Annotated in this window: 22 protein-coding genes and 3 tRNA genes; 15 read left to right on the top strand and 10 right to left on the bottom strand. The window is 39.5% G+C overall.

All coding sequences use genetic code 11. The annotated features are described in order from the left end of the window. Positions 1-5 precede the first annotated feature (5 nt). Positions 6-863 carry a bifunctional methylenetetrahydrofolate dehydrogenase/methenyltetrahydrofolate cyclohydrolase FolD gene (gene folD / locus INP95_RS04150; RefSeq protein WP_197560957.1) on the bottom strand — a complete coding sequence of 286 codons (858 nt, stop codon included), beginning with the start codon at positions 861-863 and terminating at the stop codon, positions 6-8. A 177-nt stretch (positions 864-1,040) separates the two neighbouring features. Between folD and INP95_RS04145 the strand changes: the two genes are divergently transcribed. The 3 genes from INP95_RS04145 to INP95_RS04135 all read left to right on the top strand — a co-directional run bounded on the left by INP95_RS04145 (position 1,041) and on the right by INP95_RS04135 (position 2,563). Further along, positions 1,041-1,117 (top strand) — tRNA-Pro (locus INP95_RS04145). A gap of 52 nt (positions 1,118-1,169) precedes the next feature. Beyond that, positions 1,170-1,246, top strand: a tRNA-Arg gene (locus INP95_RS04140). Between the two features lie 183 nt (positions 1,247-1,429). Beyond that, on the top strand, positions 1,430-2,563 hold the full coding sequence (locus INP95_RS04135; protein WP_197560956.1) for a YadA C-terminal domain-containing protein: 1,134 nt from the start codon (positions 1,430-1,432) through the stop codon (positions 2,561-2,563). Between the two features lie 114 nt (positions 2,564-2,677). Here INP95_RS04135 and INP95_RS04130 read toward each other — a convergent pair. Beyond that, positions 2,678-2,767, bottom strand: a tRNA-Ser gene (locus INP95_RS04130). A 124-nt stretch (positions 2,768-2,891) separates the two neighbouring features. Here INP95_RS04130 and dauA point away from each other — a divergent pair. The 6 genes from dauA to INP95_RS04100 all read left to right on the top strand — a co-directional run bounded on the left by dauA (position 2,892) and on the right by INP95_RS04100 (position 8,876). Next, on the top strand, positions 2,892-4,634 hold the full coding sequence (gene dauA, locus INP95_RS04125) for a C4-dicarboxylic acid transporter DauA (protein WP_197560955.1): 1,743 nt from the start codon (positions 2,892-2,894) through the stop codon (positions 4,632-4,634). Positions 4,635-4,696: 62 nt separating this feature from the next. Further along, positions 4,697-5,413, top strand: coding sequence for a ribonuclease PH (gene rph / locus INP95_RS04120; protein WP_197560954.1), 717 nt, complete (start codon positions 4,697-4,699; stop codon positions 5,411-5,413). A 9-nt stretch (positions 5,414-5,422) separates the two neighbouring features. Continuing rightward, the gene (gene pyrE, locus INP95_RS04115; RefSeq protein ID WP_197560953.1) at positions 5,423-6,064 is read left to right on the top strand and encodes an orotate phosphoribosyltransferase; all 642 of its coding nucleotides are present in this window, start codon (positions 5,423-5,425) and stop codon (positions 6,062-6,064) included. 106 nt (positions 6,065-6,170) lie between these two features. Then, positions 6,171-7,037 carry a co-chaperone DjlA gene (djlA, locus tag INP95_RS04110; RefSeq protein WP_005698193.1) on the top strand — a complete coding sequence of 289 codons (867 nt, stop codon included), beginning with the start codon at positions 6,171-6,173 and terminating at the stop codon, positions 7,035-7,037. Then, positions 7,037-7,969 carry a tRNA dihydrouridine(16) synthase DusC gene (gene dusC, locus INP95_RS04105; protein ID WP_049384455.1) on the top strand — a complete coding sequence of 311 codons (933 nt, stop codon included), beginning with the start codon at positions 7,037-7,039 and terminating at the stop codon, positions 7,967-7,969. The genes djlA and dusC overlap by 1 nt, the downstream gene beginning before the upstream one ends. Before the next feature lie 154 nt (positions 7,970-8,123). Then, positions 8,124-8,876 (top strand): carbonic anhydrase, encoded by a 753-nt coding sequence (locus INP95_RS04100; protein WP_197545217.1) that lies wholly within the window; start codon positions 8,124-8,126, stop codon positions 8,874-8,876. 52 nt (positions 8,877-8,928) lie between these two features. Here INP95_RS04100 and dapF read toward each other — a convergent pair whose 3' ends face one another. Next, complete coding sequence (gene dapF, locus INP95_RS04095; RefSeq protein ID WP_197560952.1) at positions 8,929-9,753, bottom strand: diaminopimelate epimerase; 825 nt, start codon at positions 9,751-9,753, stop codon at positions 8,929-8,931. A 121-nt stretch (positions 9,754-9,874) separates the two neighbouring features. Continuing rightward, the gene (gene lexA / locus INP95_RS04090) at positions 9,875-10,501 is read right to left on the bottom strand and encodes a transcriptional repressor LexA (protein ID WP_005698192.1); all 627 of its coding nucleotides are present in this window, start codon (positions 10,499-10,501) and stop codon (positions 9,875-9,877) included. Positions 10,502-10,718: 217 nt separating this feature from the next. On the opposite strand from lexA, the gene plsB reads away from it, so the two are divergent. Further along, entirely contained in the window at positions 10,719-13,175 is a 2,457-nt protein-coding gene (gene plsB / locus INP95_RS04085) for a glycerol-3-phosphate 1-O-acyltransferase PlsB (RefSeq protein WP_197560951.1), read from the top strand. Positions 13,176-13,235: 60 nt separating this feature from the next. On the opposite strand, the gene INP95_RS04080 is transcribed toward plsB, so the two are convergent. The 3 genes from INP95_RS04080 to INP95_RS04070 all read right to left on the bottom strand — a co-directional run bounded on the left by INP95_RS04080 (position 13,236) and on the right by INP95_RS04070 (position 16,242). Further along, positions 13,236-14,621, bottom strand: a complete 1,386-nt coding sequence (locus tag INP95_RS04080) for a DASS family sodium-coupled anion symporter (protein WP_197560950.1) — start codon at positions 14,619-14,621, stop codon at positions 13,236-13,238. 163 nt (positions 14,622-14,784) lie between these two features. Then, on the bottom strand, positions 14,785-15,285 hold the full coding sequence (gene rraA, locus INP95_RS04075; protein ID WP_049368652.1) for a ribonuclease E activity regulator RraA: 501 nt from the start codon (positions 15,283-15,285) through the stop codon (positions 14,785-14,787). Between the two features lie 45 nt (positions 15,286-15,330). Continuing rightward, positions 15,331-16,242, bottom strand: a complete 912-nt coding sequence (locus INP95_RS04070) for a 1,4-dihydroxy-2-naphthoate polyprenyltransferase (protein WP_197560949.1) — start codon at positions 16,240-16,242, stop codon at positions 15,331-15,333. A gap of 61 nt (positions 16,243-16,303) precedes the next feature. Here INP95_RS04070 and tsaA point away from each other — a divergent pair, with 61 nt between their 5' ends. After that, on the top strand, positions 16,304-17,041 hold the full coding sequence (gene tsaA / locus INP95_RS04065) for a tRNA (N6-threonylcarbamoyladenosine(37)-N6)-methyltransferase TrmO (protein ID WP_197560948.1): 738 nt from the start codon (positions 16,304-16,306) through the stop codon (positions 17,039-17,041). Positions 17,042-17,077: 36 nt separating this feature from the next. Here the strand turns inward: tsaA and INP95_RS04060 are convergent, their stop codons facing one another. After that, the gene (locus tag INP95_RS04060; RefSeq protein WP_054419087.1) at positions 17,078-18,124 is read right to left on the bottom strand and encodes an AI-2E family transporter; all 1,047 of its coding nucleotides are present in this window, start codon (positions 18,122-18,124) and stop codon (positions 17,078-17,080) included. A 94-nt stretch (positions 18,125-18,218) separates the two neighbouring features. On the opposite strand from INP95_RS04060, the gene arsC reads away from it, so the two are divergent. The 3 genes from arsC to INP95_RS04045 all read left to right on the top strand — a co-directional run bounded on the left by arsC (position 18,219) and on the right by INP95_RS04045 (position 19,211). Beyond that, on the top strand, positions 18,219-18,569 hold the full coding sequence (arsC, locus tag INP95_RS04055; RefSeq protein ID WP_070591810.1) for an arsenate reductase (glutaredoxin): 351 nt from the start codon (positions 18,219-18,221) through the stop codon (positions 18,567-18,569). 65 nt (positions 18,570-18,634) lie between these two features. Then, positions 18,635-18,889 (top strand): alternative ribosome-rescue factor A, encoded by a 255-nt coding sequence (locus INP95_RS04050; RefSeq protein ID WP_070591812.1) that lies wholly within the window; start codon positions 18,635-18,637, stop codon positions 18,887-18,889. A 25-nt stretch (positions 18,890-18,914) separates the two neighbouring features. Further along, on the top strand, positions 18,915-19,211 hold the full coding sequence (locus tag INP95_RS04045; RefSeq protein WP_049365297.1) for a DUF5377 family protein: 297 nt from the start codon (positions 18,915-18,917) through the stop codon (positions 19,209-19,211). 61 nt (positions 19,212-19,272) lie between these two features. On the opposite strand, the gene bamC is transcribed toward INP95_RS04045, so the two are convergent. Together bamC and dapA are read right to left on the bottom strand one after the other, a co-directional pair. After that, positions 19,273-20,274 carry an NlpB/DapX family lipoprotein gene (gene bamC / locus INP95_RS04040; RefSeq protein WP_197560947.1) on the bottom strand — a complete coding sequence of 334 codons (1,002 nt, stop codon included), beginning with the start codon at positions 20,272-20,274 and terminating at the stop codon, positions 19,273-19,275. 100 nt (positions 20,275-20,374) lie between these two features. Continuing rightward, the gene (gene dapA, locus INP95_RS04035) at positions 20,375-21,271 is read right to left on the bottom strand and encodes a 4-hydroxy-tetrahydrodipicolinate synthase (protein WP_197560946.1); all 897 of its coding nucleotides are present in this window, start codon (positions 21,269-21,271) and stop codon (positions 20,375-20,377) included. A gap of 117 nt (positions 21,272-21,388) precedes the next feature. Here dapA and bcp point away from each other — a divergent pair, with 117 nt between their 5' ends. Then, positions 21,389-21,856 carry a thioredoxin-dependent thiol peroxidase gene (gene bcp, locus INP95_RS04030; RefSeq protein WP_049368659.1) on the top strand — a complete coding sequence of 156 codons (468 nt, stop codon included), beginning with the start codon at positions 21,389-21,391 and terminating at the stop codon, positions 21,854-21,856. Positions 21,857-21,922: the final 66 nt, after the last annotated feature.

Here is a 21,922-nt window from a genome sequence, read left to right as displayed (position 1 = left end):
ATTTCTTAAACGAGTTGATTGTTATGCTCATAAGCATAAAGTGTATTAAACATCAGCATGGCAACCGTCATTGGCCCTACTCCACCCGGTACTGGTGTAATATAGGCCGCTTTTTGTATCGCCACATCATATTCCACATCACCCACTAATTTACCATTGATACGGTTAATCCCTACATCAATGACTGTTGCCCCTTCTTTAATCCAATCGCCCGAAATAAAACGAGGTTTGCCCACGGCCACTACTAAAACATCAGCCTGACGGATATGATGCTCTAAATCTTTGGTGAAACGGTGCGTCACTGTGACAGTAGCGCCAGCCAATAATAATTCAAGCGACATTGGACGACCCACAATATTTGATGCTCCAACGATCACCGCATGCTTACCGTGCAAATCGATACCTGTGGTTTCTAATAATTTCATCACGCCATAAGGGGTGCAAGCGCGTAAAGTTGGAATACGCTGACATAAGCGCCCCACATTATAAGGATGGAAACCATCCACATCTTTTTCAGGGCTAATACGCTCAATCACTGATGTACTATTAATTTGTTCAGGCAATGGAAGTTGCACGAGAATACCATCAATGGTTTCATCGGCATTCAATTGATCTATCAGTTGTAGTAGTTCTGCTTCCGACGTTGCTTCAGGTAAGTCATAGGACTTTGAAACCATCCCGATTTCCTCACAACTTTTTCGTTTACTGCCTACATAGACTTGAGAAGCGGGATCGGCCCCCACCAAAATTACCGCAAGTCCTGGTGCACGTTTACCTTGAGCACGATAATGTTCAATTTTATTGGCAACATCCGATTTGATTTTTTTTGATAGTTCAGTACCTGAAATAATTTGGGCGGTCATGCATTTTTCCTCAAGGTGGCATTAAGTAAACGTTTGCTATTTTAACTGACAACGCCTTATTTTACAAAGACAACAAAAGAGCGGTTAAAAAACTGGAATAATTTTGAGCAATTGAAAGAGGAATCTAAAAAATTAATTGACTGAAAAGAAAAGCTCACTATAATTGTGCTCAATCGTCGGCGAGTAGCGCAGCTTGGTAGCGCAACTGGTTTGGGACCAGTGGGTCGTAGGTTCAAATCCTATCTCGCCGACCACTTCTTTTATATTTCCCTCGAAATTCCATACAAAAGATGTAACCCTTGAAATGCGCCCTTAGCTCAGCTGGATAGAGCAACGCCCTTCTAAGGCGTGGGTCAAAGGTTCGAATCCTTTAGGGCGTGCCATTATAATACTCATTCAAGCGAAGCATACCCCCGTAAGCCATTGTTTTGCAATGTAAATTTTTGTAAATTTCCAAGTCTAAATATTTACCAAATAATCTCATACAAGTATTATTCATTTCGTTTCATACCAAATGAAACTTTTATAATATTTCGGATATTTTCTATTTAAAGGAATTAAACCTGATGAAAAAAACACTCTTATTTGTATGTTTATTTGGAAGTGCATCTCTTGCTTTCGCAGAAGATACAGCAACAAAAACTGAAGTTTATGCTCAAGTGGGAAGACTCGACGAGCGTATTAATGAAACAGATAAAAATCTCAATAACCGCATCAATGACGAAGTGGGACGTTTAGATAGTCGCATTACTGAAGATCGCCGAGTGCTCGATGAACGTATTACGAATACTCAAACTGAAATTGATAATCGTGTAACAACTGAAGTGGGGCGCCTTGATGATCGCATTACCAATGCTCAGAAAGATTTAAATAATCGTATTACTGGCGTTGATGAGCGTTTAAACCAAACAGATAAAAACTTAAATGATCGCATTAATGAAACAGATAAAAATCTCAACAACCGCATTAATGATGAAGTAGGTCGTTTAGATAGTCGCATTACTGAAGATCGCCGAGCGCTCGATGAACGAATTACAGAAAATCGCAAAGATTTAGATAATCGTATTACGGAGAATCGCAAAGATTTAGATGAACGAATTACAGAGAATCGTAAGGATTTAGATAATCGTATCACGGGTGTAGAAGAGCGAGTTAGGGATACCCAAAAAAATCTAAATAACCTAGATAACCAAGTAAAAAATAATACAAACAATATTCAAACGAACAGAACTGATATCGATGATCTAAAAAATAGAATCAGCCATAATTCATCAAGTAATACTCAAAACACCAAAGCACTTGCTGATAAAGTAAACAATAACGTGCAAAATATTGCTAATAACGCTTCACGTTTAGATCACTTATCAAATCAAGTGATGACAAATACAAAAGAGATTTCTGATTTACGCTCTGAAATGACACGTTCTACTGAATCATTGCGCTCAGATTTGAAACACAACGTGAAAAAATTACGTGCAGGCATTTCCAGCGCTATTGCGTTAACACAAGTCCCCCAAGCAATTACTTCTGGGGAAAGCGTGCTTGGTGTAGGTGCAGGAACTTTCCGTAATGAAAGTGCGCTAGCAGTCGGTTATTCTCGTGCTTCTGATAATGGCAAACTGCTATTTAAAGTAGGCGGTACTGCAAGTAGCCGTGGTGATTTTGGTGCGGGTGCAGGTGTTGGGATACGTTGGCGCTAACTAAATACTCGTATAAATAACAAAAGCACGCTTAATGCGTGCTTTTTTATATCCATAAAATATCATCTATGATTTAAAAAATAATCGGATATTTATAAAGGATTGTAATTTGAATGGCGGTGAGAGGGGGATTCGAACCCCCGATGCACTTTCGCACATACACGCTTTCCAGGCGTGCTCCTTCAACCACTCGGACATCTCACCGTTTTGAAGTGCGTGAAATATAAAGATTTATCTAAGATTAGTCAAGTTTTTTGAGCTAGAACATAAAAAATCCTGTTCCTTTTAGCTAAAATATAAACTTATTCCTTTTTATTATCGTATTTTTATGCAAATCAAATCTCTCTTTTCTAAAAATGTGTTTTTGGCCGTAAAACCATTTAGCGCATTGAAAGAATCTTTCCGTGAAGGTTACGGAAAACAAAAGTTAATTAAAGATATTATTGCGGGACTCACCGTGGGAGTCATTGCGATTCCCCTCTCCATGGCTCTAGCCATTGCCAGCGGTGTTCCACCACAACATGGCCTTTATACTGCTATTGTGGCGGGTATTGTGATTGCATTAACTGGTGGATCGCGTTTCAATATTTCTGGACCAACCGCGGCATTTGTCGTGATTTTATATCCCGTTACCCAACAATTTGGACTCAGTGGTTTGCTCATGGCTACGCTGCTCTCGGGGATTATTTTAGTCATCATGGCATTGTCTCGATTAGGGCGATTAATTGAGTACATTCCTCTCCCCGTTACACTTGGCTTTACCTGCGGAATTGGGATCACTATCGGCACCTTGCAAATCAAAGATTTCTTAGGTCTAGACATTGCTCAGATGCCACCTCACTATATTGAAAAAGTGCAAGCTATCTTGACCGCACTTCCGACGATTAACTGGGCAGACACCGCTGTTGGAGTGGTCACCTTATTTGTACTCACCCAATGGCATAAGCTTCGTTTACCCGTGCCGGGTCATTTACCTGCGGTCATTATTGGGACACTCATGGCATTAGCCTTAGGACAATTTGGTTTCTCGGTTGAAACTATTGGTACGGCATTCCAATACACCTTATCTGATGGTACAACAGGACATGGTATCCCTAATGTCTTGCCTGAATTTGCCTTACCTTGGAATATTCCTAATGCACAAGGTGAAGTCATCAATTGGAATTTTGATCGCATACAAGATATCTTGCCTGCCGCCTTTTCAATGGCGGTATTAGGCGCGATTGAATCTCTACTTTGTGCGGTCATCTTAGATAATATGACGGATACCAAACATCATTCCAATAATGAATTACTCGCCCAAGGTTTAGGTAATATTATTTCACCATTCTTAGGCGGAATTACGGCAACTGCAGCAATTGCACGTTCTGCAGCCAACGTTAAATCTGGGGCTGTATCACCAATAGCCAGTGTAATTCATGCACTCTTAGTTTTATTCTCGCTATTATTCTTTGCGAATGCCCTGTCTTATTTGCCACTCTCTTCTATGGCTGCATTGCTATTAATGGTAGCTTGGCATATGGCGAATGTACCTGAAATCATTCGTTTAGCACGTCGGTCAACAAAAAATGAAATTGCTGTGTTGTTCACTTGCTTAATTCTCACCGTGTTATTTGATATGGTGATCGCAATCTCTGTCGGCGTATTATTAGCGAGCCTCTTATTTATCCGTACCATTGCAGAAATGACAAAAACGATTGAACAACCCGTGCCAGAAGATCTAAATGATGTGTTAGCTTATCGTATCAGTGGTCCATTATTCTTTGCTGCGGCAGATAAACTCTTTGCGGATTTGCACGATAAAACCGTACATACGGATCACGAGATCAAACATATTGTATTGCAATGCGATGCCGTGACCGTGCTCGATACTGGAGGCATTCATGCACTCACCCACTTCGTACAACATATGTTGCCACATCAACAAATCTACTTGTGTAATATGCAGTTCCAACCACTCAGAATGTTAGTGAAATCAAACTCGGTACCGGAATTGCAGAAAATCAACTACGGCTCAGATTTACAAGATGTCTTTAATAAAATTCGTGAGTTTGAACAAGCAAATCCATAAAACAGTGAAAAGCGTGCTAAAATAGGCACGCTTTTTTATCAATAAAAATAAAGGAATTCAGAATGCGTCCAAATAATCGTGAAAATCATCAATCTCGTCCAATTAAAATCACCCGTAATTATACTAAACATGCTGAAGGCTCAGTATTAGTTGAATTTGGTGATACCAAAGTATTATGTACGGCGAGTGTTGATGAAAGCGTACCGCGTTTCTTAAAAGGGCAAAATCAAGGTTGGGTGACAGCAGAATATGGCATGTTGCCACGCTCTACACACAGCCGTATGCAACGTGAAGCAGCAAAAGGCAAACAAGGTGGACGTACCATGGAAATTCAACGCTTAATCGCACGTTCATTACGTGCAATGGTTGACTTAGAAGCCCTTGGCGAACGTTCTATTACCTTAGACTGCGATGTGATTCAAGCGGATGGCGGTACAAGAACCGCTTCTATCACTGGTGCAGCAGTGGCTTTATGTGATGCTATCAATGGTTTAATCACTAACGGCACATTAAAAACCAATCCAATCAAAGGTCTGGTTGCGGCAATTTCGGTTGGAATTGTTGAAGGTGAAGCCGTGTGTGATTTGGAATATGTAGAAGATTCAGCCGCTGAAACAGATATGAACGTTGTAATGATGGAAGATGGTCGCATGATCGAAGTGCAAGGTACTGCAGAAGGTGAACCATTCAGCCACGAAGAATTACTCACCTTATTAGGCTTAGCAAAACAAGGCTGCGAACAAATCTTCGCTGCACAACGTGAAGCATTAGGTTTATAGGAACAAAAAATGGAAAGCTACAAAATCGAATTTATTAAATTCGCGTTGAGTCGCCAAGTGCTCAAATTTGGTGAATTTACCCTAAAATCAGGTCGAAAAAGTCCTTATTTTTTCAATGCTGGATTGTTTAGTACTGGCGCAGATCTTGCTCGCTTAGGTGAATACTACGCGAAAGCAATTCAATCAAGTGCGGTCGATTTTGATGTCATTTTTGGACCTGCCTATAAAGGCATTCCGATTGCGACGAGCGTTTCCATTGCACTATTCAATCAATTTAACCGTGATACACCTGTTTGCTTTAATCGCAAAGAAGCCAAAGATCACGGTGAAGGCGGTAATTTGATCGGTAGCCCATTAACAGGCAATGTGTTGTTAGTCGATGATGTCATTACAGCTGGCACAGCCATTCGTGAATCCATGGCACTTCTTGAAGCCAATCACGCGAAATTAGTCGCTGTCTTTATTGCATTAAATCGTCAGGAAAAAGGCAAAGGGGAACTTTCTGCCATCCAAGAAGTGGAACGCGACTATCAATGCCAAGTGCTTTCCATTATTGATTTGGATGATTTAATGCAATTCATTGAAAAAGAACCCGATTATCAGCAATATTTACCTGCGATGCGGGCTTATCGTGAAAGTTATGGTGTGTAATTTATTACTTGAAAAATAAGAATAAAGCCATATTAATGTAAGGGCAGACATTAGCGTCTGCCCATTATTGTCAAAAGACCTTTTGACCGCACTTTAGGGGAAAAGAATGTATTTTTTTGGAAAGATTATCGGCGTTTTTCTCGGTTTTAAATGGGGGGGCTTTTTCGGCGCTATCGCTGGACTTATTTTAGGCTCCATCGCAGATAAAAAACTCTATGAGCTTGGTTCGGTTAACTCTAGCTTTTTTAAGAAAAAAACGACCCGACAAGCACTCTTTATGCAAACTACTTTTGCGGTACTTGGGCATTTAAGTAAATCCAAAGGTCGTGTGACGGAAGAAGATATTCAACTGGCGAATCAGTTGATGAACCAGATGCAATTAGATGAGAGCCATCGCAAACTCGCTCAAGAGGCCTTTCGTCGCGGTAAAGAAGCCGATTTCCCTTTACGCCAGGTGATTCGTGAATTCCGCATTGGATGTGGACAACGTGCTGACTTACTGAGAATGTTCTTACACGTGCAAGTGCAGGCTGCCTTTGCTGATTCTCAATTACATGAGTCAGAAAAAGAAGTGCTTTATGTGGTAGCCGAAGAACTTGGTCTTTCCCGTATGCAGTTTGAGCAAATGCTGGCAATGGAAATTGCGGCTCGCCAATTTACCCAAGGTGGATTCTATCGCCAATACCAACAAGGCGGTTATCAACAGCAAGGTGGTTACCAATACCAACAACAGGGCGGATACCAACAATCTTCAGGCCCAACATTAAGTGATGCTTATAAAGTATTGGGCGTGAGTGAAAGTGATGATCGCAATGCCGTAAAACGTGCATATCGTCGTTTAATGAATGAACATCACCCGGATAAATTAGTTGCGAAAGGCTTACCGCCAGAAATGATGGAGATGGCTAAAGAAAAAGCGCAACAAATCCAGGCCGCTTACGATTTAATTTGTAAAGTGAAAGGCTGGAAATAGTGCGTGTTATCCTCGCCCCTATGCAAGGGGTGCTTGATCCTTTCGTTCGCCAACTTCTAACTGAAGTGAATGAATACGATCTCTGCATCACCGAATTTGTCCGCGTGGTGGATCAACTCTTACCCGAAAAAGTCTTTTATCGTCTTTGCCCTGAACTCAAAAATCAGGGCTTTACACCTTCTAAAACGCCCGTTCGTGTCCAACTTTTAGGTCAACATCCGAACTGTCTTGCTGAAAATGCCAATCGCGCTATTGAGCTTGGCTCGCATGGTATTGATTTAAATTGTGGCTGCCCATCCAAAACCGTTAATGGAAGCAACGGAGGCGCAGCTCTACTCAAACAACCTGAATTAATTTATCAAGCGACTCTAGCCTTGCGAAAAACCGTACCTAGTCATTTACCTGTCAGTGTGAAAGTGCGATTAGGTTGGGATTGTACTTCACAAGCGTTTGAAATTGCCGACGCCGTACAACAAGGTGGCGCGACTGAAATCACTATTCACGGTCGAACTAAAGCCGATGGCTATCGTGCCGATCGCATCAATTGGGAAAAAATCGGTGAAGTGAGATCTCGCTTGACGATCCCAGTGATTGCTAATGGTGAAATTTGGCGTTGGGAAGATGGTCAAGCATGTTTGAAAGCGACAGGTTGCGAAGATCTAATGGTCGGGCGTGGTGCATTAAATATCCCAAACTTAAGCCTTGTACTCAAACAAAATTGCGAAAAAATGCCTTGGGTGGATATTCAAAAAATCTTGCAAAAATATGCGGAAATGGAAAATTTCCATGATTCCAGTTTTTATCATGTTGCCCGGATCAAACAATGGCTACGCTATCTTAATAAAGAATATCCTGAAGCAGATATCGTTTTTGAACGAATTAAAACCAGCAAAACTGCAGAAGATCTTAGAGAAAGACTCTATCAGAGCTAAAAAAGTGCGGTCAAAATAGACGGCTTTTTTAGCATTACCCCCACTCGTACGATGAGTGCTTACACTCAAACAAAACTTGACCAAAATCAAAAAGCTATCATACAGAATCAGTAGAATCGATGAGGCATATACCACAAAAAAGGAGAGGTGCCTTATGAAGACTCGTCTATTGCTTTCTAGCTTACTTATCGCATTAAGCGCATCATCATTTGCCCAAACGCATAAAGCGCATTGGTCTTATAATGGAAAAGAAAGCCCTGAACATTGGGGTGATTTGCTCACCGAATATCAAACCTGTAAGCTAGGGAAAGTTCAGTCGCCTGTTAATCTGGAAGCTGATAACGGCATGAAAGTGGCAAATAAACCACTTAAGATGAATTACTTCCCTGCAGAGTATCAAGTAGAAAACAATGGACATACCGTGCAAGTTAGCGTTGCACAAGAAAATGCACCATTTATTACGCTCAACAATAAACCATTTTATTTAAAACAATTTCACTTTCACACACCGAGTGAACATACTTTTAAACGCCAACATTATCCTTTAGAAATTCATTTTGTCCATCAAAGTGAAGATAAAGCTTTGGCAGTTGTTGCCGTAATGGTCAATGAAGGCGAAGCGAATCCAGCATTAGCACCGGTAGTTGAGAAAAAACTCACCGTTGGACAAAAAGAAAAATTGGCTCAACAGATTGATATTAAAGCGCTAATGCCAAAAGAGATGGCACGCTTCCGCTTAAATGGATCTCTCACAACTCCACCTTGTAGTGAAAACGTGGCTTGGACCATTTTTAAATCACCAATTCAAGCAAGCAAAGCACAAATTGCCGCGATAGAAGAAATGGAAGGGAAAAACAACCGTCCAACGCAACCATTAAATCAGCGTGATGTGGAAGTTGAACAATAAATAAAAAATGCGTGGATAATCTCCACGCATTTTTTCTTCAGATTAGAAAAGATTAAAGGTGAATGTTGCCATCATAGATATGAGTCGCATCGCCAGTCATATAAAGCGGTGAGCCTACGCCTTCCCACTCAATAAGCAAGCTACCACCAGGTAGATCAACTTGCACTTTGTTATCAAGTAAACCTTGCATCATTCCTACTGCCGCTGCTGCACAAGCCCCACTGCCACAAGCTTGTGTCTCACCTGCACCACGTTCATATACACGCAATTTAATGTGGTTACGATTGACGACTTGCATAAATCCAGCGTTTACCCTTTCAGGAAAACGTTCGTGGCTTTCTAAGAGTGGACCTAACTCTGCTACATTGGCCGTTTCAATATTATCCACTTGAACAACGCAATGTGGATTGCCCATTGATACTGCACCACAAAGCACCGTTTGAACATCGGTACGTAAAATATAGTTTTTTTCAAATTTGTTGGCTGTAAAAGGAATTTTATTCGGTTCCCAAATTGGTTCACCCATATTGACGCGAATTTGCCCATCTTCTTTTACCGTTAAAACCATTTTTCCTTTTTGTGTGCTTACTGCAATATCCTTTTTATTGGTCAGCCCTTTTAAAGTCACAAAACGCGCAAAACATCTTGCCCCGTTTCCACATTGCGATACTTCACTGCCATCTGCATTAAATATACGGTAATGGAAATCTAAATCTGGATCATAAGGAGGCTCAACAATTAAAAGCTGATCAAAACCAATGCCACGATGACGATCGGCTAAGCGTTTAATGGTTTCAGGGGTAAAATAGGCATTTTGTGTCACAGCATCAACAACGACAAAGTCATTGCCAAGGCCATGCATTTTGGAAAACTGCATGCTTCCTTCCTTGATTTGAAAATTTTTTGGCATTATAGAGAGCAATAAGCCGAATGGCAAATAGCCAGAATAGACAAAGTGCAGTCAAAAAACACTTTATTTTCTCTCCGCACTTTCATCATTACATCCAAGCGTTATTACGAATGATCCCTACTGCAATCCCTTCAATTTCAAAATGAGGTTGTTCTTCAAGATTCACCACTATCGGCTGAAACTCTTCATTTTCTGCATGCAGATAAATAACTGAACCTTTACGTTCTAGGCGTTTTACTGTTACTTCATCTTCAATTCTTGCGACAACAATCTGCCCATTTCGCACATCTTTTGTGCTATGCACGGCAAGAAGATCGCCATCTAAAATGCCGATATCTTTCATGGATTGACCATATACTTTTAATAAGAAATCAGCTTGTGGCTTAAACATATTGGCATCAACACGATAAGTACCTTCAATATGTTGCTCCGCTAAAATCGGTTCCCCTGCGGCCACGCGACCAATGAGTGGTAAGCCCTCTTCTTCCTCATCATTTGCACTGTCATCAATAATGCGAATACCGCGAGAAGCTCCAGCAACAATTTCAATTGCACCTTTGCGGGCAAGTGCTTTTAAGTGTTCTTCTGCCGCATTAGGGGATTTAAAACCTAATTCGCGAGAAATTTCTGCACGAGTAGGCGGCATACCCGTGGTTTCTAAATGGCGTTTTAAGAGTTCCAGCACTTCTTGTTGTCTGGCAGTTAATGGTCTCATATACACTCCTGTTACTTTATACAGAATAACTGTTAGTATATACAGAAAGATGGCAATTGCAACAACTATTTTCTAGTCATAAAAGTGCGGTCAATTTTTTTCATATTTTGCGTGTTCATCATAAATCTCAAATGTAAATTTTTAGAATTTGACTGGTCGAATGTGTTAAAATGCCAGACAATACCTAGAAATGTCTAACAAAAAGAGAATATTAATTATGTCTGGCATCGTAAGTACTTATCGTAAATTATTAGAATTACCGCTTTCGGTTCTAGTAAAAAATAATCCTATTCCCGCTCAACCCATCGAAGAGCTTCAACTCAATATCAATCAACCCATTCTTTACGTTTTACCTTATACCTCTCAAACTGACTTCGTGATTTTCCGTCGTAACTGTTTGAGCGTCGGTTTACCTGATCCAGCTGAAAAGAATGTGATTGATGGCGTAGCATTACCACGTTATGTCTATTTAGACGAAGGTCGCCGCTTTTTTAAATCAAAAGGCGCAAAAGATGAAACTGTCAAAGTCTTCAATAAATATTTAGAGTTGCACCGTGATGTTGCTGATTTAGATGTACAACTGATCCCTGTTTCTGTGCTTTGGGGGCGTTCACCAGGTAAAGAAGATAAAGCAAGCTTACCTAATCTTCGCTTATTAAATGGTCTTCAAAAAACCTTTGCGGCCATTTGGTTTGGACGTGATACTTTTGTGCGTTTTTCTCAAGCACTTTCTTTGCGTTACATGGTAAATGAGCACGGTTCAGATGAAAAAATTGCACAAAAACTGGCTCGCGTGGCTAAAATGCACTTTGCGAAACAACGCATTTCCGCGACTGGACCTCGTTTGCCAAACCGCGAAGCGATGTTTAATAAGCTCTTAAATTCTCAAGCAATTCAAAATGCGATTGAAGATGAGGCAAAATCAAAAAATATCAGCCGTGAGAAAGCCTATGCTGAAGCCGAAAAAATTCTTCATGAAATAGCGGCTAATGTAAGCCATTCAAGCCTTCGTGCGGCGGATCGTTTCTTACGTTGGTTATGGAACAAACTGTATTCTGGTATTGATGTACAAAATGCCGACCGAGTACGTAAATTAGCATTAGAAGGACATGAGATTGTTTATGTGCCTTGTCACCGTAGTCACATTGACTATTTATTGCTTTCTTATGTGCTCTATCACCAAGGTCTTGTACCGCCACACATTGCAGCAGGGATTAACTTAAACTTCTGGCCAGCAGGTCCTTTATTCCGTAGCTGGGGGGCATTCTTTATTCGCCGTACGTTTAAAGGTAACCGCCTTTACTCTGCAATCTTCCGTGAGTATTTAGGGGAATTATTCCACCGAGGTTATTCCGTCGAATACTTCATTGAAGGTGGTCGTTCTCGTACAGGTCGCTTGCTTGCACCGAAAACCGGTATGATGTCGATGACACTACAAGCGCTTCAACATAACCAAACTCGTCCAATTTCTGTGGTGCCTGTGTATATCGGTTATGAGCACGTATTAGAAGTAGATACTTACGCGAAAGAATTACGTGGCGCAGCGAAAGAAAAAGAAAATGCTGGCTTAGTTTTACGTGTGATTAAAAAATTACGTAATTTAGGTCAAGGCTTTGTGAATTTCGGTGAGCCAATCACACTTTCCAATTACCTCAATCACCATTATCCAGAATGGAAAGAGCAACATCATGAAGATAAACCACACTGGTTTAACCATGCAGTTGGATCGGTTTCTAATCAAGTGATGGTGAATATTAATAAAGCTGCTGCAGTCAATGCGATGAATTTAGTAGGGACCGCTCTGCTCTCTTCTCGTCAACGTGCACTTTCTCATGAGCAACTATTAGAACAACTATCTAGTTATCAAGAAATGTTAAAAAATGTACCGTATTCTACAGATGTGGTACTGCCAACTGATACACCAAAAGCGATGCTTGACCACGTATTAAGCTTAGATCGTGTGGGTGTGTTAGTTGAAAAAGATAACTTTGGAGAAATTATTCGCTTAGAACGTAATTCTGCTGTTCTTATGACGTATTACCGCAATAATATTCAACACTTATTTGTGTTACCTTCACTTGTTGCGAGTATCGTTTTACATTATGAAGCAATCCAAAAAGATTTATTATTGGATGCAGTACGTAAAATTTATCCATTCTTAAAAGGCGAACTCTTCCTTCATTTCAATGAAGAAGAATTAAATACACAAATTAAAGCCATTATTGATGAATTTGCGCGTCAGGATGTTATCCAAGCCAATGATAATTTATTATCTATCCACCGCGCTAAAGTTCGTATTTTACAACTTTGGTCTGCCGGTATGCGTGAAATCTTACAACGTTACTACATCACTGTGAGTATTTTACGTAGAGATCCTGGAATTGCTCGTGGCTTATTAGAAAAAGAAAGCCAATTAGTGGCACAGCGTCTTTCTGTATTACACGGTATTAACGCACCAGAGTTCTTTGATAAAGCGGTATTCTCAGCCTTCATTGCTAACTTAAAAGAAGAAGGTTATTTCGATGATGACAAAGAAAAATTACACGAACTAGCAACAATCTTAGAGCATTTAATTTCTAGCGAGATTTGCTTAACAATCAACGGCGCAGCAGATAAAGCAGATGAAGTTGAGATTGAAGTAGAAGAAGAGGATAAATCAAATAAAGATGAATAATCTTTACTGAAATAATAAAAGGGCGTGTTGAATATCCAACACGCCCTTTTCTTTATATGATTAATTCAACCAGAAATAATATCCTATTGTCGCGATAACGAGTATACACACAATATTTAAGATAAATCCAGCTTTAACCATATCGCTTTGGCGAACCTCACCTGTACCAAATACGATTGCATTTGGCGGTGTCGCCACTGGTAACATGAAGGCACAAGATGCACCTAAACCGATAATTAACGCAAGACCAATTTCCGGCATACCGAGAGATTGTGCGATAGAAATAAAGATTGGTACTAATAACGCCGCACTTGCCGTATTGGAAGTAAATTCAGTTAAGAAAATAATGAAGGTTGCGACCAATAAACCGATGAGGTAGTAATGTTGTCCTTGAACTAAGAATACAATACCGTCAGCTAACACTTTACTTGCGCCCGAATCTTTTAACACCGCACTCAAGGTTAAACCGCCCCCGAAAAGCATCAATACGCCCCAGTCAGTGCTTTCTTGGATTTGTTTCCAATTTGCTACACCGGTTGAACAAATAATGACAGCCGCAAGTAATGCGACGACGCTATCAAAACTACCGATATTTTTAGCAAGACCAAATACACCTGAAATGATTGGATTGATATAGCTACTGAATACCCAGCAAAGTGCAATCAAAGCAAAAATCACAAGCGTTAAAACGCGTTGGCCATTCATTTCAATACGTTCAAAGTTTTGCTCAAAACGTAAGTTAAGTTTTGGTTTAAATACAATGAAAAGTGTACCAACCATCAATGGCATCAAAATAATCATAATTGGCAAGCCATACCATAACCAATCAGAGAAGGTTAAATGTAAGTTACTTGCAACGATAGCATTTGGTGGGCTACCCACTAATGTACCCATACCACCAATACTCGCACTATATGCAATCCCTAATAATACGAAGACATAAGTATTATGTTCTTTTTCTTTATCAAGTTTGCTTAAGATCCCCATCGCTAGAGGCAACATCATGGCTGCTGTTGCTGTATTACTCATCCACATAGAAAGGAAAGCGGTAATGGAGAAAAGATACATAATAGCTACAAATAAATTACCACGGGCCATCGCCATGATTTTATTAGCAATCATTTTATCAAGCTTTTGCATATGCAATGCTGTCGCTAAAGCAAAGCCACCAAAGAATAAGAAAATGGTAGGATCGGCAAACGCGACTAAAGCTTGCTTAGTTGTCACCAAATCAAGTGCAATCGCAAGTAATGGCACCAACAGAGCGGTTACTGTGACATGCAATGCCTCAGTTAACCAAAGAATCGCCACAAAGGCTAATAATGCTAAACCAGCATTTTCCTTAGGTGCGAAAGGTAAAGATTTTAATAAGATAAAAAAACAGGCTATCGCCAGCAGAAAGATAATCCCACTTTTATAATTTTTAGTTGTGTTTGTTTCGTTCATGAGTCCCTCCAAACTGATTACAAATGAACTATTTTCGATGTTAAATGAATGTTACAAACTTTCAACTAACAAATGTCTAAAATGTGATCTTGTTCAAAAAAATTTTAACAAAAAAAGTGCGGTTATTTCTAACCGCACTTTAAAAAGGTCAATAATTTCAAAATTATTCTTCTTCGACGTCTTCTAAATCTAATGCTTCCTGTGAAAGAATGATACCTGTTAAATCGGCATAAATATAATCTTCAGGGAAGAATGTTACACCACCAAAATTCACAGGAAGATCACTTTCACCATGATTATTTTCATCTGCACCAACTGGAATTGGGGCAAGCGCATGAATACCAATATCAATATTTTCAAGTTGTTGAATTTGACGCACTGCACCATAAACAATGATGCCCGCCCAGTCATTATCTGCGGCAAGTTGTGCAAGCTCAGCATCAATTAAAGCACGGCGAACTGCACCACCACCATCTACGACAAGCACTCTGCCTTCACCATTTTCTTCAAGGATCTCGGCAATTAATCCATTATTTTCAAAACATTTTACTGTCGTCACTTTGCCGTAGAAATTGCTGACGCCACCAAAGCTAGAAAAAATTGGCTCAACTACATCCACTTGATCAGCATAAATATCACAAAGTTCTGAAGTATCGATATACATAATGTACCCCTTGTCGTTAAAATTTTCTCTCTAGTATAAGCCGATTTAGCCGATAAGCAAGCCTAAACTAAACAAGATATTGATAAATAAAGAAATCATTGACATCTGTGCTAACATCGGACGTAACACTGCAGGCTCTTTACTACGATAAACAAATAATGCGTGTTTTAATAATAATGGAAATGCTAATAAAAATAAGAAATGCCAAGGACTAAATGCGGTTGATGTCGCAAATAGCACATAACATAAAGCGGCAACGCTTAATAAAACACAGTGATAAATACGTCCTTTCTTAGGTCCAATACGTACAACTAAGGTGTTTTTTCCTACTTTCGCATCTTGCTCAATATCACGTAAATTATTGATATTTAAAACGGCTGTTGCTAATAAACCTGAGCCTAACGCTGGTAACGTAATTAAGCTATCAATGCTGTGAGTTTGTAAATAATAGGTTCCACCCACACCCAATAAACCAAAAAAGAGCAATACTGACAGATCGCCTAAACCTAAATAACCATAAGGTTTAGCTCCTACGGTATAAGTAATAGCAGCAATAATAGCTAGAATACCCAAACCCGCAAAGGCCAATAAATCTGTGAGACTTTGATATGCGATACCAATTAAGAATGCACCTGAGAAAAATGCTCCCACCGCCATTAAAATTAAGCCCCACTTAAGTTCATTCGCGGAAATCGCACCTTGCTGAATACCGCGTAAAGGCCCAATACGTTCTTCAGTATCTGACCCTTTTTGATGATCGCCGTAATCGTTAGCAAAGTTGGAAAGGACTTGCAATAAAATGGTAGTGAGCAAGCAAAGTAACATCACGGTGAGATTAAAACTTTCTTTATCTGCCCAATATGCCAATGCCGAACCAGTAAAAATAGAAGCTAACGCCAAAGGCAAGGTTTTTGGGCGAGCGGTTTCCCACCACATTTTCAATTTATGATTTGTCATTTTTTTTGACCGCACTTTTGATTACAATAAAGGGCGTATTCTACACGGAAATTGCCTTTTTATGAATGATTTAACACTGACTCTTCACCCGATTGCGGTGATTCACACACCTTATAAAGAAAAATTCTCGGTACCTCGTCAGCCAGATTTAGTACAGGATGGCATTGGTATTGTGGAACTGCTCCCTCCGTATAATTCACCAGAGGCAGTGCGAGGATTAGAGCAATTTAGCCATCTTTGGCTTATTTTCCAATTCGACAAAGTACCCCATGGGAAATGGCAATCCACTGTTCGTCCCCCTCGTTTAGGCGGCAATCAACGTGTCGGTGTATTTGCTTCACGCGCTACGCATCGCCCTAATCCGCTAGGCTTATCCAAAGTTGAATTACGCCAAGTGGAATGTATTCATGGACGTGTTTTTCTGCATTTGGGCTCCGTGGATCTTGTCGATGGTACACCTATTTTTGATATTAAGCCTTATATTGCCTATGCTGATAGTGAACCTGAGGCAAAATCAAGTTTTGCACAAGAAAAACCACCTGCAAAATTAAACGTAGAATTTACAGAAATCGCCCAAAGTGCGGTTGAAAAATATCACAAAAACCGACCGCACTTAGCGAGATTTATTACAGAAGTGATCGCACAAGATCCTCGCCCGGCTTATCAACAAGGTAAAGAAACCGATCGTATTTACGGTATTAGTCTGTACGAATTTAATATTAAATGGCATATTAAAGCAGGGACAACAGACTGTGTCGAAATTCTGGATATCCAGAAATTAAAAGAACAAAAAAGCTGACTTTCGTCAGCTTTCTTTTTATCGTTTTAATTCTGTCTAATCTGGCAATGCATTCAGCACAGCTTTGACGAGCGTTGCCAATGGAATAGCGAAAAATACGCCCCAGAACCCCCATAATCCGCCAAAAATTAATACTGAAATAATGATTACTAAAGGATGTAAATTAACAACTTCAGAGAATAAATACGGCACCAACAAGTTTCCATCTAGAAGTTGACTCACCGCAAAGGCCACAATTAAATACCAAAACGTTGGGGAAATGCCAAACTGGAACATGGCGACTAAAGCAACGGGAATCGTCACCAATACCGCACCAATATAAGGGACTAAGACAGAGAGACCTACGACAACAGAAAGTAACAGCGGATAATTTAAACCAAAGCTTAAAAAGATAATATAAGTCACCACGCCAACAATCAAAATTTCTAACAATTTGCCATGAATATAATTCGCAATTTGTTGCTGCATCTCATTCCATACTTTAGACGCTAAAAGACGGTTTTTAGGCAAAAATCGGCTTACACCAGCAAGAAGTTCTGTTTTATCTTTCAGCATAAAGAACATCATTAATGGCACTAAAAATGCATAGATACCCAGTGATACAAGGTTCATTAATGAAGTAATCGACAATTTCACCGCAGATTCACCAAAGCCCAAAATCTTCGCTCGAGCCGCACTAAAAAAGGTGTCAATCATGGTGTAATCGATGAGTTCAGGATAATGCTCAGGAAGGGCTAATAACCATTCATGTAACTTATTGAACATGGCTGGCAAATCGCTTAATAAGGAAATCGTTTGATTCCATAATGTTGGTACAAGCCCGAAGAAAATTAATAACGCTAAGGTTAGAAAGCCACCAAAAATAATTAACGTGGCAAGCATTCGAGGAAATTTTAATTTTTTCGTTAAAAAATTAATCGGCATTTCCAACAAATATGCTAATACAATGGCAATCAGCAACGGAGCGATTAAATCACTAAAGAAATAAATCGCAATAAAGCCAAATAACAAAATGGCAAGTAGTCCCATCGCATGCGGATCGCTTAAGCGACGGCTATACCAATTTTTTAGCATTTCTAACATAAAGTTTTCCTAAACAAGTATTTTTTGTCATTATAAGTTAAAATTTAAATCAATCCTATATCCACTCATTCAACATAAAATAGAAGGAAACGTTATGTCTGTTAAGATTTACCATAATCCGCGCTGTTCAAAAAGCCGTGAAACCTTAGCTTTATTAGAAGAAAAAGGTATCCAACCAACTATAGAACTTTATTTGCAACAACACTACTCTGTTGAAGCATTACAGCAACTGGCTAATAAATTAGGATTAGATGATGTTAGAAAAATGATGCGTACCAAAGATGAGCTTTATCAATCATTAGGGTTAGATAATCCTGCATTAACTAAGGATGAGTTATTAAAAGCCATCAGTGAAAATTCAGCCTTATTAGAACGCCCGATTGTGGTAAATGGTAAAAAAGCTAAAATTGGACGACCGCCTGAAAGCGTACTCGCCATTTTGTAATTCTATTCATTTTCGCTATAATAACTTGCCGTGAAACACTTCACGGCAATTTTTTAGAGGTAAATATGACAAAAAAAACAAAAAGTGCGGTTGAGAATCAGCCCATTTATCAACACGCCAAAGGAATCGTGAAAGATAATGCTGTGATGGCACTATTACATGACAAATTATTCCGCCAACGCGTTGAGAAAAAACGTAAAGGCAAAGGCAGTTACCAACGAAAAGCAAAATATGCGAGCAATTGGTTTGAAAAGCCCGATGATAAAGTTTTTGATTTCAGAAATTTTATCATCGGGTTTTTCGTTTCAATTTCAGTATAAAAAATAACAAACAGAGGAAGTCTATATGTCAATCAAAACAGAAGTTTTATTTAACAATACTTGGAATGTCCGTATCAGTGATCCGGGTGAAGAAGGGGCTCAAAGCCACTTTTTTGAAACCATTTATCTCACGCTCACGGCTTATTTTGAAGGCGAAAATGTGCGTTATGAATTTGTGCGTAAAGTAGAAGATCAAGTAAAAATCAAACGCTCATTTACAGAATTAAGTGAGTTGTTCAAATTCTTAGGAGATTATCTGGATCCGGTTTCACTCGGTAACCTCGGCGTAAAAATAGGTAACTTAGGCGTGAAAGCCGAATAAATCGGTTTCCAATAAAAAAGTGCGGTCAAATTGAACCGCACTTTTTATTTCTCAACTTCTATTATTGTGCAAGTAATACACTTAATGCAGAATACAAGGATTGAGCCGCTTCATTTGGTAATGCCTTACCATCTTCATCAGTGATCACGACCGCACTTTGTTTACCCACCGCAGAAATTTGCATTTGGTAAACGCCTTTTTCTAGATTAGGCGGATTCACACCTAAACGTAACCACTCTTGTTTATCCAATGGTTTATATTTCAATTCACGATAACCACGGCCTGCAGATTCCGATGTGGCTTTAAAGCCTAATTTCGGTAAGGCTGAACCTAAACGTTGCCATGCTTGACCAAAGCTTGCATCCATACCCAATGCCATTCTGCCATTCGTATCAGTAATTAAACCAGATTGGAAAGGTCCTACAGAAGCACTACTTAAATCTTGTTGTTGCTTGTTATAAGCGCTAGTGAGCGCCGAAACAAAACGATTTAAACGATCAGATGCATAGCGCTGTTTATCTGCTTGATTTGGTGTGTAAATCACACCATCACGACGCATTTGTTCTACAGAAACCGCTAACGCACTTGCATCTTGCGCCGTAACTTGTTCAATTTTATAACGGATCTCTGTATTGGCTTTATCATCTGCACGACCCGTTGGCGCCCAATCACTAATTAATACAGCACCATTTAAAGTCGAATTCGTGCCTTCTTCTTTCAATAAACGCTCAATTTGTTTGAGGTTATAAAGCTCTGCTTGTGCATCCGTATAAACAATCAATGCACGTTCGCCATCAAATTGTGTTAAAGAATTTTTGATAATCGCTAATGGTGTTGAAGGCGGACGAATATCCACGCGTTCTTTTTTCGCATTAAGCTGAGGAAGTTCATAAGTCGGATCCGCTTGCGGCAATGTTACACCACCACTTGCTAAAGGAGAAAAGCTCGGTATTTCACGATCAGAATTTTGATAAGTATCATTAGCCGTCTGCATTTTTTCTACGCTGTTTGAACACGCCGATAATAATGCTGCCGCGACTAAACTCAGTACGATTTTTTTCATTCCTTAAATCCTTCAATAAAAATAATTAAAATAATAACCGCTCTTTGACAAATAAAAAAGCCGAAAGTTTAAAGGGCTGTAAAAACAACCCTTTAATTCATTAAATTAAGCCAGCAATTTTTAATGCTTCTTCTACTTTTACTTGCGCGCTTTCGCTTAACACAGTAAGTGGTAAACGTAAATGTGGAGTCTTAATTAAACCTAAACGATATGCTGCCCATTTAACTGGAATTGGGTTTGATTCAATAAATAAATCTTGATGTAAAGGCATTAAACGTGCATTAATTTCTTCCGCTTTCGCAAAATCCCCCGCTAAAGCATAGCGACACAGCGCGGCCATATCTTTGGCAGCAAGATTATTTGTCACAGAAATAACACCCTCTGCGCCTAATTTCATCGCTTCTAACCCTGTGGCATCATCTCCACTTAATACAATGAAATCTTTACCGGCTAATTCTTTAATCGCAGTAATGCGAGTTAAATCGCCTGTTGCTTCTTTAATCCCTACAATATTCTCAATTTGAGACAAACGTGCGACGGTTTCAGGTTTCATATCACTACCGGTACGACCTGGTACGTTATAAAGAAGTTGTGGTAAATCCGTGCATTCTGCAATCGCTTTAAAATGTTGGAACATGCCTTCTTGAGTTGGTTTATTGTAGTAAGGAACAACAGATAAACAACCTGCAACACCGCTATCACGTAATAATTTTGTCATCACAATGGCTTCACTCGTTGCATTAGCACCGGTACCAGCAATGATTGGAATACGTCCTTTTGCTAACTCAACCGTCTTTTCAATCACTTTCACATTTTCTTCAATACTTAATGTGGCGGACTCTCCTGTTGTACCCACAGATACAATTGAATCTGTACCTGCATTGATATGAAACTCGATAAGTTTTTCTAATGTTTCAAAATCAATGTTTCCGTGGTTATCCATCGGGGTTACTAAAGCAACAATACTGCCTGAAAATAAGGGGGTTTGCGTAGTCATAAGGCACTCCATTTACATCTATTTTGCGTTTTGACAATAACATTTGAAAATATCTGGTTATAATCGCTAAAATAGCTTGAATTTACAAATCATTTTTTACATTTTTAAGGATTTTTTATGAAAACATTACAAGCGGGTGACTTAGCACCGCAATTCACCCTTTTAAATCAAGACAATCAGCCAATTTCACTTAGCGACTTTAAAGGCAAAAAAGTACTTGTGTATTTTTATCCCAAAGCCTTAACACCAGGCTGTACAACTCAAGCCTGCGGTTTACGTGATGCTAAAAGTGAGTTAGAAAAATTAGGTGTGATTATTTTAGGCATCAGCACAGATGCGCCAAAAAAACTGGCTCAATTTGTTGAGAAAAAGTCGCTCAATTTCACCTTGCTTTCTGATGAAGATCACCAGGTTGCCGAGCAATTTGGTGTATGGGGTGAAAAGAAATTTATGGGACGCACCTATGACGGCATTCACCGTATTAGCTTCCTCATTGATGAACAAGGCAAAATTCAACATGTTTTTGATAAATTCAAAACAGGCGAACATCATCAGGTTGTCTTAGATTACCTGCAATCCCTTTAAATCCCCTCTCAAAACAACCGTACTTTCTATAATTTACCTCAAAGTGCGGTAAAAAAACAGCCATTT

The organism is Haemophilus parainfluenzae, assembly GCF_014931375.1.
In the GTDB taxonomy this organism is placed as follows: Bacteria; Pseudomonadota; Gammaproteobacteria; order Enterobacterales; family Pasteurellaceae; genus Haemophilus_D.
Note: the sequence above shows the minus strand (reverse complement) of the source record. Positions and strands in the feature narration are given on the sequence as shown.